General features: G+C 67.4%; 15 protein-coding genes and 2 tRNA genes. 10 read left to right on the top strand and 7 right to left on the bottom strand.

The window, feature by feature from the left end:
* Window positions 1-175: 175 nt before the first annotated feature.
* Complete coding sequence (coq7, locus tag AC5O77_RS15325) at window positions 176-820, bottom strand: 2-polyprenyl-3-methyl-6-methoxy-1,4-benzoquinone monooxygenase (protein ID WP_049401665.1); 645 nt, start codon at window positions 818-820, stop codon at window positions 176-178.
* 197 nt (window positions 821-1,017) lie between these two features.
* Here coq7 and rplM point away from each other — a divergent pair, with 197 nt between their 5' ends.
* On the top strand, window positions 1,018-1,446 hold the full coding sequence (gene rplM, locus AC5O77_RS15320) for a 50S ribosomal protein L13 (RefSeq protein WP_005414692.1): 429 nt from the start codon (window positions 1,018-1,020) through the stop codon (window positions 1,444-1,446).
* Between the two features lie 2 nt (window positions 1,447-1,448).
* A complete protein-coding gene (gene rpsI, locus AC5O77_RS15315; RefSeq protein ID WP_005411311.1) occupies window positions 1,449-1,841 on the top strand; it encodes a 30S ribosomal protein S9 in 393 nt (130 codons plus the stop codon).
* 280 nt (window positions 1,842-2,121) lie between these two features.
* Here rpsI and AC5O77_RS15310 read toward each other — a convergent pair.
* Together AC5O77_RS15310 and AC5O77_RS15305 are read right to left on the bottom strand one after the other, a co-directional pair.
* Window positions 2,122-2,196, bottom strand: a tRNA-Gln gene (locus AC5O77_RS15310).
* A gap of 55 nt (window positions 2,197-2,251) precedes the next feature.
* Window positions 2,252-2,328: transfer RNA gene (locus AC5O77_RS15305), tRNA-Met, on the bottom strand.
* Window positions 2,329-2,448: 120 nt separating this feature from the next.
* Between AC5O77_RS15305 and AC5O77_RS15300 the strand changes: the two genes are divergently transcribed.
* From AC5O77_RS15300 to bfr, 3 genes are all read left to right on the top strand, one after another.
* Entirely contained in the window at window positions 2,449-3,069 is a 621-nt protein-coding gene (locus AC5O77_RS15300) for an RNA pyrophosphohydrolase (RefSeq protein WP_032127170.1), read from the top strand.
* Between the two features lie 108 nt (window positions 3,070-3,177).
* Window positions 3,178-3,387 carry a (2Fe-2S)-binding protein gene (locus AC5O77_RS15295; protein WP_005411309.1) on the top strand — a complete coding sequence of 70 codons (210 nt, stop codon included), beginning with the start codon at window positions 3,178-3,180 and terminating at the stop codon, window positions 3,385-3,387.
* Between the two features lie 143 nt (window positions 3,388-3,530).
* A complete protein-coding gene (gene bfr, locus AC5O77_RS15290) occupies window positions 3,531-4,001 on the top strand; it encodes a bacterioferritin (RefSeq protein WP_005419804.1) in 471 nt (156 codons plus the stop codon).
* Between the two features lie 58 nt (window positions 4,002-4,059).
* Here bfr and AC5O77_RS15285 read toward each other — a convergent pair whose 3' ends face one another.
* Genes AC5O77_RS15285 through AC5O77_RS15275 form a run of 3 tightly spaced genes read right to left on the bottom strand, consistent with a single transcriptional unit; the run spans window position 4,060 to window position 8,808 of the window.
* Entirely contained in the window at window positions 4,060-6,258 is a 2,199-nt protein-coding gene (locus AC5O77_RS15285) for an ATP-binding protein (protein ID WP_317217982.1), read from the bottom strand.
* A 1-nt stretch (window position 6,259) separates the two neighbouring features.
* A complete protein-coding gene (locus AC5O77_RS15280; RefSeq protein ID WP_049424052.1) occupies window positions 6,260-8,146 on the bottom strand; it encodes an EAL domain-containing protein in 1,887 nt (628 codons plus the stop codon).
* A gap of 44 nt (window positions 8,147-8,190) precedes the next feature.
* The gene (locus tag AC5O77_RS15275) at window positions 8,191-8,808 is read right to left on the bottom strand and encodes a DUF4126 domain-containing protein (protein WP_005411305.1); all 618 of its coding nucleotides are present in this window, start codon (window positions 8,806-8,808) and stop codon (window positions 8,191-8,193) included.
* A gap of 180 nt (window positions 8,809-8,988) precedes the next feature.
* Here AC5O77_RS15275 and AC5O77_RS15270 point away from each other — a divergent pair, with 180 nt between their 5' ends.
* From AC5O77_RS15270 to ampE, 5 genes are all read left to right on the top strand, one after another.
* The gene (locus tag AC5O77_RS15270) at window positions 8,989-9,732 is read left to right on the top strand and encodes a DUF6776 family protein (protein ID WP_019336613.1); all 744 of its coding nucleotides are present in this window, start codon (window positions 8,989-8,991) and stop codon (window positions 9,730-9,732) included.
* Between the two features lie 4 nt (window positions 9,733-9,736).
* Window positions 9,737-10,201, top strand: a complete 465-nt coding sequence (locus AC5O77_RS15265; protein WP_006398829.1) for a bactofilin family protein — start codon at window positions 9,737-9,739, stop codon at window positions 10,199-10,201.
* A 31-nt stretch (window positions 10,202-10,232) separates the two neighbouring features.
* Entirely contained in the window at window positions 10,233-10,625 is a 393-nt protein-coding gene (gene erpA / locus AC5O77_RS15260) for an iron-sulfur cluster insertion protein ErpA (RefSeq protein WP_005419789.1), read from the top strand.
* A 146-nt stretch (window positions 10,626-10,771) separates the two neighbouring features.
* Complete coding sequence (gene nudC, locus AC5O77_RS15255) at window positions 10,772-11,677, top strand: NAD(+) diphosphatase (RefSeq protein ID WP_478057489.1); 906 nt, start codon at window positions 10,772-10,774, stop codon at window positions 11,675-11,677.
* Between the two features lie 134 nt (window positions 11,678-11,811).
* On the top strand, window positions 11,812-12,699 hold the full coding sequence (gene ampE / locus AC5O77_RS15250) for a regulatory signaling modulator protein AmpE (RefSeq protein ID WP_032127176.1): 888 nt from the start codon (window positions 11,812-11,814) through the stop codon (window positions 12,697-12,699).
* Between the two features lie 515 nt (window positions 12,700-13,214).
* Here ampE and AC5O77_RS15245 read toward each other — a convergent pair.
* Entirely contained in the window at window positions 13,215-13,640 is a 426-nt protein-coding gene (locus AC5O77_RS15245; RefSeq protein ID WP_088027581.1) for a DUF2752 domain-containing protein, read from the bottom strand.
* Window positions 13,641-13,663: the final 23 nt, after the last annotated feature.

Raw genomic sequence — 13,663 nt, 5'->3', positions numbered from 1 at the left:
CACCCCCTCCCCGCCCCCGCCCGGGGGGCCGGGGGGGGCCGTCCTGGGGGCGGGTGTCCCCGCCATGAGGCTGCCCCCCCCAAATTCCGGGGTGGCCCCGGCGGCGCCCCCCACACCCGGTTTTGGGGGGGGGGGGGGGGGGGGGGGGGGCCCGCCCCCCGGCACTACCTGACGGTCACAGCCGGTAGGCGATGGTCTTCATGACCTTGGAAGCCAGCGCCATCGCGCCCGGGATCGGGAACGGCAGGCGGCGTGCGCCGGCCTGCTCGGCGTGGTCCGCATGGCGGGCCTCGTCTTCCTTCATCACGGCGATGACCGCGCGGCTGCGCAGGTCGCCGGCCGGCAGGTCGACCAGGTGCTCGTCCAGATGGGCTTCCACCTGGCGCTCGGTCTCGACCACGAAGCCCAGGTTCCAGCCGTCGCCGCGCAGCCCGGCCAGGGTGCCGATAGTGTAGCTGCCGGCGTACCAGAGCGGGTTGAACAGGCTCGGACGGCTGTCCAGTTCGCCCAGGCGGGTGGCGCACCAGGCCAGGTGGTCGGTTTCTTCCTGGGCCGCTTCCAGCAGGTGTTCACGCGTGGCCGGGTCGCGGGCCACGGCCGCCTGGCCGAAGTAAAGGCCCTGTGCGCAGACCTCGCCGACGTGGTTGATCCGCATCAGGCCGGCCGCGTGGCGGCGTTCGGTGCTGTCCATGCCCGGCTCGTCGGTGTCCGCAGCCGGATAGGGGCGGGCCGCCGGCGGGTTGCCGAACACCGTGTCCAGGGCGCGCTGCGCCTCGGTCAGCAGGTGGTCCAGCGGGGTGATCTGGCGGAGCACGGTCATGGCGGTACACGGTGGGGCGGAAGACCCCGCGATTCTCGCCCGACCCCGTCCCCCTGCCAACCCGGTCAAGGGCCGGCTTGCAACGGGGGGCTGACCTGCGTACAATCCCGCCTCTTACGCTTCACCTTTTCACAACGCGTGGCAGAGTTCCGGCGAGCCTTTCGCCGCAATGAGCCCGACCTAACCTAGAGTTCTTCATGAGCACTTTCACTGCCAAGAACGAGACCGTCCAGCGCGACTGGTACCTCGTCGACGCCGAGGGCAAGACCCTGGGCCGTCTCGCCACCGAGCTGGCCCGCCGTCTGCGTGGCAAGCACAAGCCGGTCTACACCCCGCACGTTGATACCGGCGACTACCTGGTCGTCATCAATGCAGAAAAGATTGCAGTCACCGGCAAGAAGCTGCAGGACAAGATGTATCACCGTTTCACCGGTTACATCGGCAACCTGAAGACCGAATCCCTGGCACAGGCGCTGGAGCGCCACCCGGAGCGCGTGATCGAGATCGCCGTGAAGGGCATGCTGCCGAAGGGCCCGCTGGGTCGCCAGATGTACCGCAAGCTCAAGGTCTACGCCGGCACTGAGCATCCGCACGCCGCACAGCAGCCGCAGGTTCTGGATATCTAATCATGGCTATCACTCAAAACTACGGCACTGGCCGCCGCAAGTCCTCCACCGCTCGCGTGTTCCTGCGCAAGGGTTCGGGCAACATCACCGTCAATGGCCGTCCGCTGGACGAGTTCTTCGGTCGTGAGACCGCGCGCATGATCGTGCGCCAGCCGCTCGAGCTGACCAAGAACACCGAAAGCTTCGACATCCTGGTCACCGCCGCTGGCGGCGGCACCACCGGCCAGGCCGGTGCGATCCGTCTGGGCATCGCCCGTGCTCTGGTCGAGTACGACGAAACCCTGAAGTCCGAGCTGCGCAAGGCTGGCTTCATGACCCGTGACGCCCGTGAAGTCGAGCGTAAGAAGGTCGGTCTGCACAAGGCCCGCCGCGCCACCCAGTTCTCCAAGCGCTGATCTACCGCGCCTGGTTGGGCTCCTTCGGGGGCCCGCTGGTTGGACAAGCAAAAGCCCGGCTTCGGCCGGGCTTTTGTCGTTCTGGGGTCGTGGATTTCCTGGTTGCCGGCCAGCGGCCGGCACTACCCGTGGTCCGCATGCCTGACCCCGGTCTCTGTCTGGAGAAGAGCCCCCTTGTTGTTCAAGGGGGTGCGCCGACAGGCGCGGGGATAAGGTGGAATGCGCGACCAAATTAAAAGCAAAAGGCCAGATCTTTCGATCTGGCCTTTTGCTTTTAATTTGGCTGCCCCGGATGGATTCGAACCACCGAATGCCTGAGTCAGAGTCAGGTGCCTTACCGCTTGGCGACGGGGCAAAACGTGCAACTATTTTCTCACTTTTCACGCTGAAAAACAACTTGATTTTCAGTGTGGTGGCTATGGGTGGACTCGAACCACCGACCCCAGCATTATGAGTGCTGTGCTCTAACCGGCTGAGCTACATAGCCTTGGTGAGCCCGCTATTCTGCGGATGTGTATCGCCCCTGTCAACACTTTTGTATCGTGCTTGTGGGCCGACAGGCGGCATGGGATAGTCCCGACCAGTAGATTTTTTAGGAGTCCGCATCGTGATCGATCCGGACGGCTATCGACCGAACGTCGGCATTGTGCTGATGCGGCAGGACGGCCAGGTGTTCTGGGCACGACGTGTGCGCCGGGACGGCTGGCAGTTCCCGCAGGGTGGCATGAATACCGACGAGACGCCTGTCGAGGCCATGTATCGTGAACTGCAGGAAGAGACCGGCCTGCTGCCTGAGCACGTGGAAGTGCTCGGGGCAACGCCCGGCTGGCTGCGCTACAAGCTGCCGGCGCGGGCCATCCGCCGCAACGAGCGGCAGGTCTGCATCGGCCAGAAGCAGGTCTGGTTCCTGCTGCGCCTGACCGGCGACGAGTCCCACGTGAAGCTGGACCACACCGACTCACCCGAGTTTGACCACTGGCGCTGGGTGGACTTCTGGTACCCGGTGGAGCACGTGGTGATGTTCAAGCGTGGCGTCTATGCGCGCGCCTTGCGACATCTGGCGCCGTTGGCGCGCGGGGTGGCCGGGCAGGGCGTGACCGCCATGCCCAAGAGCGCTGCGGAGGCCTGGATGCCGGGCCATACCGCCGGGCATGACCGCCCACGCAAGCGCCCACGGACCCGCGGCTACTGGCCGAAGAAGGCCACCGGCGATGGTCCGGCCACGTGACCGGCTGAACCGTATCGAGAATGGTTCAGGTCTCTGATTGACAACCATTCTCGTTTCCATTGGAATAGCCAACAGGCCACTCTTGGCCTGTCAGCCCGGTTCACGCCTGTGTACGTCTGCATCTGCAACGGAGTCACCGACCACCAGATCCGCGAAGCCGCCAGCCATGGCGTCAGCACGGTGGCCGAACTGACCATGCGTACCGGTTGTGGTGCCACCTGCGGTTCCTGCCTGGACATGGCCGGCGATCTGCTGGCCAAGGCGCGTGCCACCCACGATCTGCCGCTGCCGGTCCTCGGTCTGGCCCAGGTCGCCTGATCGTCTCTTTCGCGGCGCGTTGACGCCGCGCTTTCGCATCCTTCACGTGCGGCCGCACAGGCCAATGCGCACGATTCGCGTTCCTTCACGGCCGCGCGCAAGGCGTTAAAGTGCCTGCGTTTTCAGCGTGCAGGAGCACCCCCATGAAGGGCGACACCAAGGTCATCGAATTCCTCAACAAGGTCCTCTACAACGAGCTGACCGCGATCAACCAGTACTTCCTGCACGCCAAGATGCTGAAGAACTGGGGCATCAAGGAGCTGGCCGAACACGAGTACAAGGAATCGATCGACGAGATGAAGCATGCCGACATGCTTGCCGACCGCATCCTGTTCCTCGAAGGCCTGCCGAATTTCCAGGCGCTGGGCAAGCTGCGCATCGGCGAGAACCCGACCGAGATCCTGCAGTGCGACCTGTCGCTGGAGCGCGACGGCGTGGTGACCCTGCGCGAGGCCGTGGCCTACTCCGATTCGGTGGGTGACTACGTCAGCCGCCAGCTGTTCGTGAAGATCCTCGACTCGGAAGAAGAGCACATCGACTGGCTGGAAACCCAGCTCGACCTGATCGAGCGTATCGGCGAGCCGAAGTACCTGCTCAGCAAGCTGGAAGAGTGACGTAGCGTCGAGCTTGCTCGACTGTGATCAGCATGGCGATGGTCGAGCAAGCTCGACGCTACCGATGCTGTGCCAGGTAGCCCGTCAGCGCCACGCGCGCCCGGGCGAATTCGGCAACCAGCAGCGCCACCGCCACTGCGGGGCGCTGCAGGCTGCCACTACGGGCTTCGTGCTCGATCCGCTGCGCGATTGCCGACAGCGACAACGCCCCCACGTTCGCACTCGATGATTTAAGGCTGTGGGCGATTGCCTGCAGTCGCGGCTCGTCGCTGCTCTGCGCGGCCTGCTGCAGCTGCTGCACCATCGCCGGCGCATCCTCCAGGAACACCGAGACGATCTGGAGGGCGGTATCGCCGATCACCGCGTGCAGTTCGTCCAGCACATCACGGTCCAGCACCGGTTGCGTCACCGCTTGGCTTTTCGTCTCTTGTAGAGCCGGGCCATGCTCGGCTGGCGGGATTCCACTGGCCCCGGATGCATCGCCGTAGAGCAAGCTCGACGCTACGACATCGCGTGATCGCTGCCCCCAGCGCTTCAACAGCGCATGCAAGGTGGCGCGCGCGATCGGCTTGGACAGGTAATCGTCCATGCCGGCCTGCAGGCAGCGTTCGCGGTCACCGGCCATGGCGTTGGCCGTCATCGCGATGATCGGCAACCGCGAGCGCCCGGTTTCCGTTTCTTCCGCACGCCAGCGGCGCGTGGCGGCGTAGCCGTCCAGCACCGGCATCTGGCAATCCATCAGCACCACGTCCACGCCGCCCTCGCGAAGGGCGGCCAGTGCCTGCTCGCCGTCGGCGGCGTTGCGCACCTCGCACTGGAACACGCGCAGCAGATGCTCGGCCACCATCCGGTTGACCGTGTTGTCTTCCACCAGCAGCACGCGCAGGTGCAATGGCGGCAGCGTCGGTGCGGGCAAGCCGTCTTCGGCATTGGCCAGCAGGGCGGCAGGGCGGGCAGGCGTGGCAGGCGCCGCCAGCAGTGCATGCAGGGCTGCATCATCGAAATGCGGGAGCAGCTGGCGTTGGCGCGGGCGTTGTGCAGGCGTGTCTTCCTGCAGCCACAGTACCTGCAGTGCATCATCGTCGCCGCGCTCGGCCAGCGCCTGCTGCAGCGTGACCTCGCCGTTGCGGCGGGTGCGGGAATCGACAATCAGCCATGCCGGTGCTGGTTGTCCGGGCCGCGCGGGAGCGCGCAGGCGCTCGACCACGGCATCCAGCTGTGCCAGCACCTGCACCTGCAGCCCATGGTGGGCGGCGATGCGCTCGATGCGTGCCTGCAGCGTTGCATCGGCGCTGAACAACAGTAGCGCTGCGGGGGCGCGCGCCATCGCAGGCAGGTCGCCGGGTACTTTCAGCAGCGGGATCTCGAACCAGAACGTTGCGCCCTGGCCGGGCGTGGACTGCACGCCGATCTGCCCGTGCATCAGGTCGATGATGCGCTTGCAGATGGCCAGGCCCAGGCCGGTGCCACCGTAGATGCGCGTGGTCGAGGCATCGGCCTGGCTGAAGGACTGGAACAGGCGTGCCTGCAGTGCCTCATCGATGCCGATGCCGGTGTCGATGATCTCGAAGCGCAGCTGGTGCTGGGCCGCACCTTCGCCCAGGCGCTGCACGCGCAGCTGCACCTGGCCGCGGGCGGTGAACTTGATGGCGTTGGCCAGCAGGTTGCTCAGCACCTGGCGCAGGCGTACCGGGTCGCCGCGCACCGGCAGGCGCACCGATGGGTCAAGCTGCAGGGCCAGGGACAGGCCCTTGGCATCGGCGGCGCGCTGCATCAGCTGCACCACGCCATCGAGCAGGTCGCGCAGGTTGAAGCTGGTGATCTCCAGTTCCAGCGCCTGCGCTTCCAGCCGGGAGTAGTCGAGGATGTCGTCGACGATGCGCAGCAGCTGCTGTGAACTGGCCGAAGCGGTGGCCAGCATCTGCCGCTGGTCCTCACCCAGCGGCCCGCGCGCGATCAGCTCCAGCATCGGCAGGATGCCGTTGAGCGGCGTGCGGATCTCGTGGCTCATCGTGGCCAGGAACTCGCCCTTGGCCAGCACGGCCGCTTCGGCGGCCTGCTTGGCCTGCAGCAGCTGCTGTTCCAGCTGGCCCTGGCGTTCGGTGGTATGGCGCAGCTGGTCGCGCTCGGCGGCCAGCGCGCTGTGCTCGCGCTGCAGCTGGGCCAGTGCCCGGCTGCGCGCGCGCAGGCGCATGCCCAACAGCAGCAGTGCGACGGCCGCAGCAAGGGCAACCAGCAGCACGCCCCACAGCGGCACCTCAGAGCACCGCGTTGTGGAAGTCGAAGTTCAGGTCACTGCCGGCCGACTGCACCATGTTGCCCTGGATGTAATCGACGCCGCCGACCCACATCGCTGCCGCGGCCTGCGGGTCCTCGATCTGCTGGCCGATGATCTGCAGCCCGGCGGCATGCGCCTGTTCGATCGCCTTGCGCAGTTCCTCGCGCGTGGCCGGGTTGGAATGGCTGCTGGAGAAACGCGCGGCCATGCGCACGAACGACAGCGGCAGCTGGGTCAGCAGTGCATCGGCTTCGCCACTGGGTTCGAACTGGCTCAGGCAGAAGCGCACGCCGGCGCCGGCCATGCGCTGGCAGAACTGCTGCAGCGGCACGGTGTGGATCAGCGCGTCGGGCAGGCGCACGTCGATCACCAGCGCACTGCCGGGCAGGTCACGCTGCTGCAGTGATTCCAGCAGCCAGTCGCCAAAGGCATCGCGCTGCAGGGTGCGCAGCGACTGCGAAACGAACAGGTTCAGCGGTTGCGTTGCGTGCCTGTACAGGTCCAGCAGGCCCAGCGCATGGTCCATCACCTGCTGGTCGAGGTCGGCGATGCGGCCTGCCGCTTCGGCGGCGGGAATCACCTGGCCGGCCGCCAGCACCGTACCGTCGGCCTGGCGCAGGCGCAGCAGCAGCTGGTACTGCGCGGTGTTGCCACCGGCGACGGCGACGATCGGCTGATAGGCCAGCTCCAACTGGCCCTCCAGCAGTGCCAGGTGTTCCTGTTCGGTGACGGCCTGGCGATGCACATGGCCTGCCACGCCGGCGCTGAGCAGGCGTGCCTGCAGGGTGGTGCGCTCGACCGCTTCCAGTGCAGCGTTGGCATCGTCGAAGCCCGGCGACAGCGGCGCGTAACCCACCACGCCGCGCAGATGCACCGATTCATCATCGCGGATCACGAAGGCGCGCGCCGAGAGCTGCTCACGCAGGGTCGCGGCGATGCTTTCCAGGCTGTCTTCATCGGTATTGCGGGCAAGCAGCAGGAAGCTGTTGTCGTTCAGGCGTGCCAGCAGGTGCGGATGGCCGGCCTCGGCCAGGCGCTGCCCGGCCTGCACCATCAGGCGCTCGAAGGCGGCGTAGCCATAGCGTTCGCGCAGGCCCAGCGCGCTGGCCACTTCAATGAAGAACACGCCGCCCCGGTCGCGGTGGGTGAGGGTGGCGTTGAGTTGCTGCAGCACGTGGTGACGTGTCGGCAGGCCGGTTTCCGGATTGCTGGTGGCCGGTGCGCCGGTAGCACCAGGCAGGGTTGCTGCCTGCGCACGTGCGCGGCGGATGCGGTTGGCCACCGCCGCGATCAGGTGGCGGGGGCGGATCGGCTTGCTCAGGTAATCGTCGGCGCCGCTGTCGAGCACCTCGAACTGGCGTTCCGGGTCCGGATCGCCGCTCAGGAACACGATCGGCAGCAACTGCAGGCCAGGCTGCTGGCGGATCAGCGCGGTCAGGCGCATGCCGTCCAGGCCGGGCAGGTGCAGGTCCATCAGGATCAGGTCGGGCCGATGCTCCTTGATCGCCTGCAGCGCGCCGTCGGCATCGCTGTGCACGATCGCCTGCATGCCGGCGCCATGCAGCACGCTCTGTGCGAACAGGGCCTGCGCGCGGTCGTCCTCGACGATCAGCACGCGGTAGGGCGAATCGGAGGGCGGCGGCGCCTGGTCGTTGTTGCCAGCCTCGGCAAGCACGGCCGGGGCCGGCAACGGCGGCGGTGCGCTGCCGATCGATGCGGGTGCGTCGGAGGCGGCCAGCGGCGGAACCGCGGCCGGCGCTGCGGCGACCGCGCTCGCCGGTTCAGCGGTCCAGCGTTGCCAATGATCGGCCGGAGGGGTTTCAGCGCGTCCCGGGCGGGCGCCCGCGGGGGATTCGTTTGCGGCCATCGGTGCTCCTGGTGTTCGCGTCCATTATGCGACAAGCCCGGCGATCAACCGGTACCGGGCTGGCGTGGACTGTCGGGCGACGCACTGCGTGCCAGCCAGCGCACGCCCTTCCACAAGGTGCGCCAGACCAGCCACACCAGCAGCGCGCCGGCCAGGCTGCAGGCCAGCACCACGATCAGCGCGATCCACGGGTGTGCCAGGGCCAGGGCCAGGCCACCGACCACCACGGTGTCCTCGGCGGCGGAGGCCACCCAGTTGCTGGCAGGCTCGGGCGATGTATTGAGCAGGGCGCGGGTGCCGGCCTTCAGGCCATGGCTGGCCAGCGCGACACCGGCACCGGCAGCAAGTGCGCCGGTGCCCAGCTGCCCATCCGGCGACAGCGTGGCTGCGGCAAGGAAGGCACCTGCGGGTACGCGTGCCAGGGTCTGCACCAGATCCCACGCCGAGTCGACGCCGGGAATCTTGTCGGCGAAGAATTCGGTCACCGCCAGCGCTGCCGAGGTGCCCAGCACCCACCACGATTCCGTGGCCTGCAGGGCCGGCGGCAGGTCGACCCAGCCGAGCAGGCCGGCCAGGCCGACACCGAACACGGTGAGGTAGACGCGGATGCCGGCCAGCCAGGCCAGCAGGATGCCGATCACGAACAGGTGGGCTTCGGTCATGGCGATGCTCCGGCGACGGAACTGTGCAGGGGACCACACTATCGACGATGGCATGCCTGAACGCCACAGACGGTGGCTCGCCACTGCGCAGGAAACCCACCCGTCCTGTCATACACTAGCCCGTCGTTTGCCACAGGGGCCGTACCGGTGTCGCCCTCGCGATGCCCCCGGAATCCACCCATGACCAACCGTCCTCCCATGCGCGTGCAGGTTCGCCTGCCCGGCGCGCCGCAACCGCCGGCCGACCGTCGCCGCCTGCTGGTGATCGGCGGCATCTGGCTGCTCAGCCTGGTGCTGGCCGTGCTGGGTGGCTGCTGGATGGCCACGCCGCGCGATGCACAGGGCCAGCGCCTGCAGGCCGCCGAGAAGCGCGCCGAGACGTTGCAGGCGCAGCTGACCGAACTGCGCCAGAAGCAGGCCACGCTGGAAGCCTCCGACCGCATCAGCCGCGCCGCCAACACCGAGGTGCAGTCCTCGCTGGCCGAACGCGATGAGGAAATCGCCGGCCTGCGCGCCGACGTTGCCTTCTATGAGCGCCTGGTGGGTTCGACCAGCCAGCGCAAGGGCCTGAACACCCATTCGATCGAGTTCAGCCCGGAAGCGGCCGGCACCTGGCAGTACACCGCCGTGCTGACACAGAACCTCAACCGCGGCGCCATCAGCCAGGGGCAGATGCGTTTCACCGTGGAAGGCGTCAAGAACGGCAAGCTGGCCACGATCAGCTGGGATGATCTGCACCAGCGCAGCAAGGTACCGGGACAGGATTACTCGTTCCGGTACTTCCAGCAGCTCACCGGCAGCGTGATGCTGCCGGCTGACTTCACCCCGCAACGCGTGCGGGTGACATTGGGGAGTGGTACGGGGGGTACCACCCAGGTATTCGACTGGAAACAGGCCGGTGCGCCGGCCGCCAAAGGGGAGTAGGCAGATGTTCGGAAGCAGCAAATCCAACCGTGAAGGCCAGCTGGTGGTGGATGCCCTGATCGGCAACCAGGTGGTGATCCGCGGTGATGTGGAATTCAGTGGTGGCCTGTATGTGGAAGGCCGCATCCATGGCAAGGTGATCGCCGCCGAAGGCGCCAGTGGCGCGACCCTGACGGTCGCCGAGCATGGCGTGATCGAAGGTGAGATCCGTGCCCAGGTGGTGGTCATCAGTGGACGCCTGGACGGCGACGTGCATGCCACCGAGAAGGTCGAACTGACCCCGAGCGCGCGGGTCAATGGCAATGTCCATTACCAGGTGGTGGAGATGAATGCGGGTGCCCAGCTGAACGGCCGCCTGATCCATGCCAGCGCCCCGATGGCGGCCCTGCCGGCCCCGGAAGGTGATGAGGCCAATGGCGGCAAGGGTGACACCGCCGCACGCCGCAAGCTGGCCGAGGCGATGGCTTGAAAGCCATCGTCGGCACCCCCATGCTGACACCATGAGCACGCTAGTCTCCCTGCCCGGCGCCACCCCGGTTGCCGCGCCCGATTACCAGTCGCTGGAGCGCCCGCTGAACTTCACCGAGTCGGCGGCCGCCAAGGTCAAATCCCTGATCCAGGAAGAGGGCAACCCCGACCTGGCCCTGCGCGTGTACATCGAAGGCGGTGGCTGTTCGGGCTTCCAGTACGGGTTCGAGTTCGACGAGAACCGTGCCGAGGATGACCTGGCGGTACAGACCAGCGGGGTGACCCTGCTGGTCGACCCGCTGAGCCTGCAGTACCTGATGGGCGCCGAGGTGGACTACACCGAGAGCCTGACCGGTGCCCAGTTCGTGATCCGCAACCCGAACGCCAAGACCACCTGCGGCTGCGGCAGCAGCTTCAGCATGTAAGAGGCCTGTGGCCGGAAGGTGCCAACCAAGGTTGGCACCTCAGTAGATCCACGCCATGCGTGGATGCTGTGCCTGCACGCCCACACCGGCAGATTGCGCACAGCGCCGAACTTGCCACCTGCATCGATTGGCGGCACGCTTGCCGGATGCCCAATACTCCTTCGCCGCTTTCCGGTTTCGCCTTCGTTGGCGAACCGCTGGAGCGCGCCGATGCCCTGCGCGACGATGCCGATGCACTGGCGCGCCTGTGGCCGGGCGCGCGCATTCTCGTGCTCGATCAGGACGGCAGCGCCTTCACCGGCGATGACGACCAGCCGCTGGTGCTGACCGGCGCCGACATCGGCGGCGGCCCGGGTGCCGCGATCTTCCTCGGCCTGCGTGGCGAGCAGGCCTGGTTTTCGGTCGAAGCCGCCAGCGTTACGGTTACTGCGCCCCGCCGGCTCGACCTGCGCCAGGCCGCACTGCTGTGGCCGATGGCGGATGCGACCGCCTTCAGTTATGCCCGGGGCATGTCCTACTGGCACTCGCGCACCCGCTTCTGCGGCGTGTGCGGCGGTGCCGTGGCGTTTGCCCGTGGCGGCTTCGTTGGCCGTTGCGCGCAGTGCGCCACCGAGCATTACCCGCGTGTCGATCCCGCCGTGATCGTCGCCGTGGAAAACCAGGGCCGGCTGCTGCTGGGCCGGCAGTCGAACTGGGCACCGCGGCGTTACTCGGTGCTGGCCGGCTTCGTCGAACCCGGCGAGACCTTCGAGCAGACCGTGGTGCGTGAAGTGCACGAGGAGAGCAAGGTACGGGTGACCGCCTGCCAGTACCTCGGTTCGCAGCCGTGGCCGTTCCCGGGCGCGCTGATGATCGGTTTCCGTGCACAGGCGCAGGATGACCTGCCGACCGTGGATGGCGAGCTGGAAGATGCGCGCTGGTTCAGTGCCGACGAGGTCGGTGCTGCACTGGCACGCGATGTGGAGGACGATGGCCAGGGCATCCGCCTGTCGCCGCCGATCTCGATTTCGCGCGGCCTGATCGAACACTGGTACCGGCAGCAGAAGGGCTGAGCGGGGCTGACGGTGGCGCCTGTATTGCCGCCACCTGAACACGGCCCGGGTTACAGTCCGGTTCACCGCTGAGGGCGCCGCTGCGACAGGTAAGGTAGCGACGCCGAGCGTTCTGTTTCGTAGGGAGACCTGCCATGTTCACCACTCTGGCCGCCGTGCTGGTGGCACTGGCCCTGGGCCATGTTGCCCCGGCCGCTGCCGCCTCGCTGCGCCGTTTCGACGGCTTCCGGCGTTGGCTGGGCTGGCTGGACGCGCGCGGTGGCAAGGCCTGGCAGGGGCCGGCAGGCGTTGCCCTGGCACTGCTGCCGCCGCTGCTGCTGATGGCGCTGCTGGCGTGGTTGCTGCGTGGGGTGCTGTTCGGCCTGCCGTCGCTGCTGCTGGGCGTGGCGGTGCTGGCGTGGTGCTGGGGCCCGCGCGATCTGGACCGCGATATCGAAGCGATCATCGATGCCGATGACGCGGCGACGCGCCAGGCCGCGGTGCGTAACCTGCAGGCGGCCGGTGGCAGCCTGCGCGAGGACATTCCGTCACTGGTCGAGGCAACCGTGCTCAACGCCTTGCGGCGCTGGTTCGCGGTGCTGTTCTGGTTCCTGCTGCTGGGCCCGGCCGGTGCTCTCGGTTACCGGCTGCTGGCGCTGATGGCGGAAAGCCCGATGCGTGCCCGCGTGCCGGTGGAGCCGCTGGCGCTGGCGCAGCGCCTGCTGGGCTGGATCGAGTGGCCGGTGGCGCAGCTGATGGCATTTTCGATGGCGCTGGTGGGCAACTTCGATACGGCGTGGAAGGCCTGGCGCCAGGCCCACGGCGAGCGCCTGGCCGGCAACATCGGCTTCCTGGGCGCGGTGGCGCGGGCCAGCGTCAATGCCGAGCTGCGCGAGGATGCGCACGATTACACCGAGGCGGGGCTGTTGCCGGTGTGGCAGCGGTTGCCGGACCTGCGGGATGCGATGAGCCTGGTGTGGAGGATGCTGCTGCTGTGGCTGGCGATCCTCGCCCTGCTGGTGATTGCAGGCTGGGTGACGTAGTTGCTTTGCAGGGCTTGCAGCCCTGCACCTGCAGAAGCAACAGCAACAGCAACAGCAGCTCTGGATTGGTGATGGTTGAGCGGGGCGGTGTGGGGCTGCAGGACACGCCGTAAACCCGTCCTTGGGGGCTCGATGGCGCCATCCATGGCGCCAACGGTCCTGCAGCCCCACACCGCCCCACCCCCGACACATTCCCGGTGACGGTGGATGAACTGCGATTGCCGGTAGGTGTCGACCTTGGTCGACACGGTAGATCCACGCCATGCGTGGATGCAGAGCGAAGCGATCCGCTTCCGCTTTTGATCTTCTCTTTCTTTTCCGTGGTGGACGCACTCGGAAACTGTCCGTGGCCGGGTGGGTGGGCTGCGCAGGGGCGTGAGCCGCATGGATGCGGCGACCGAGCTTACATGGACGTACTTGCAGCGCCCCCTGCGCAGCCCACCCACCCGGCCAACCCCAAGGCTTCTACCTTCAAACGCCGCCCACCACGAGGGGCTGCGCCGTTGGCTGGAAACCTAGATCGGTGCCAGTGCAGTGAACGGTGCCCACGGCAGGTTGCGCAGCAGCGCATACCCGGGCAGCACCCAGAGCCAGAACACCGGATTGGCCAGCACCCGCATCAGCGGGTCGAGCGCACGCGGGCGGATGCCGGCGATGTTCAGCAGCATCAACAACAGGAACGGCAGGCTGATGACCAGCAGCGGGTTCATCGCCATCGCGCCGGGCAGGTCGAAGTGGACCAGGGAATACAGGCAGCGCGTGCTGCCACAGCCCGGGCAGTACAGGCCGGTCAGCGCGTACAGCGGGCAGCTCGGCAGGGGATTGCCGGCGACATACGGATTGACGTTGCGCAGCACCACCGTGGCACCCACGGCCAGGCCGGCGGAAACCAGCAGCGGTGCCCAGCGGGCGAGTCGGGAACGAGCGGGAAGCGCGGACATGCAACAACGGATCCGGCGCAGGC

The organism is Stenotrophomonas sp. INTA L402-1 (assembly GCF_059295135.1).
Note: the sequence above shows the minus strand (reverse complement) of the source record. Positions and strands in the feature narration are given on the sequence as shown.

Coding starts and splice junctions, on each gene's coding strand:
- rpsI (WP_005411311.1), top strand. CDS start 1,449: ATGGCTATCACTCAAAACTACGGCACTGGCCGCCGCAAGTCCTCCACC.
- AC5O77_RS15275 (WP_005411305.1), bottom strand. CDS start 8,808: ATGACCGAAGCCCACCTGTTCGTGATCGGCATCCTGCTGGCCTGGCTG.
- coq7 (WP_049401665.1), bottom strand. CDS start 820: ATGACCGTGCTCCGCCAGATCACCCCGCTGGACCACCTGCTGACCGAG.
- AC5O77_RS15280 (WP_049424052.1), bottom strand. CDS start 8,146: ATGGCCGCAAACGAATCCCCCGCGGGCGCCCGCCCGGGACGCGCTGAA.
- ampE (WP_032127176.1), top strand. CDS start 11,812: ATGTTCACCACTCTGGCCGCCGTGCTGGTGGCACTGGCCCTGGGCCAT.
- AC5O77_RS15245 (WP_088027581.1), bottom strand. CDS start 13,640: ATGTCCGCGCTTCCCGCTCGTTCCCGACTCGCCCGCTGGGCACCGCTG.
- AC5O77_RS15270 (WP_019336613.1), top strand. CDS start 8,989: ATGACCAACCGTCCTCCCATGCGCGTGCAGGTTCGCCTGCCCGGCGCG.
- bfr (WP_005419804.1), top strand. CDS start 3,531: ATGAAGGGCGACACCAAGGTCATCGAATTCCTCAACAAGGTCCTCTAC.
- erpA (WP_005419789.1), top strand. CDS start 10,233: ATGAGCACGCTAGTCTCCCTGCCCGGCGCCACCCCGGTTGCCGCGCCC.
- nudC (WP_478057489.1), top strand. CDS start 10,772: ATGCCCAATACTCCTTCGCCGCTTTCCGGTTTCGCCTTCGTTGGCGAA.
- rplM (WP_005414692.1), top strand. CDS start 1,018: ATGAGCACTTTCACTGCCAAGAACGAGACCGTCCAGCGCGACTGGTAC.
- AC5O77_RS15265 (WP_006398829.1), top strand. CDS start 9,737: ATGTTCGGAAGCAGCAAATCCAACCGTGAAGGCCAGCTGGTGGTGGAT.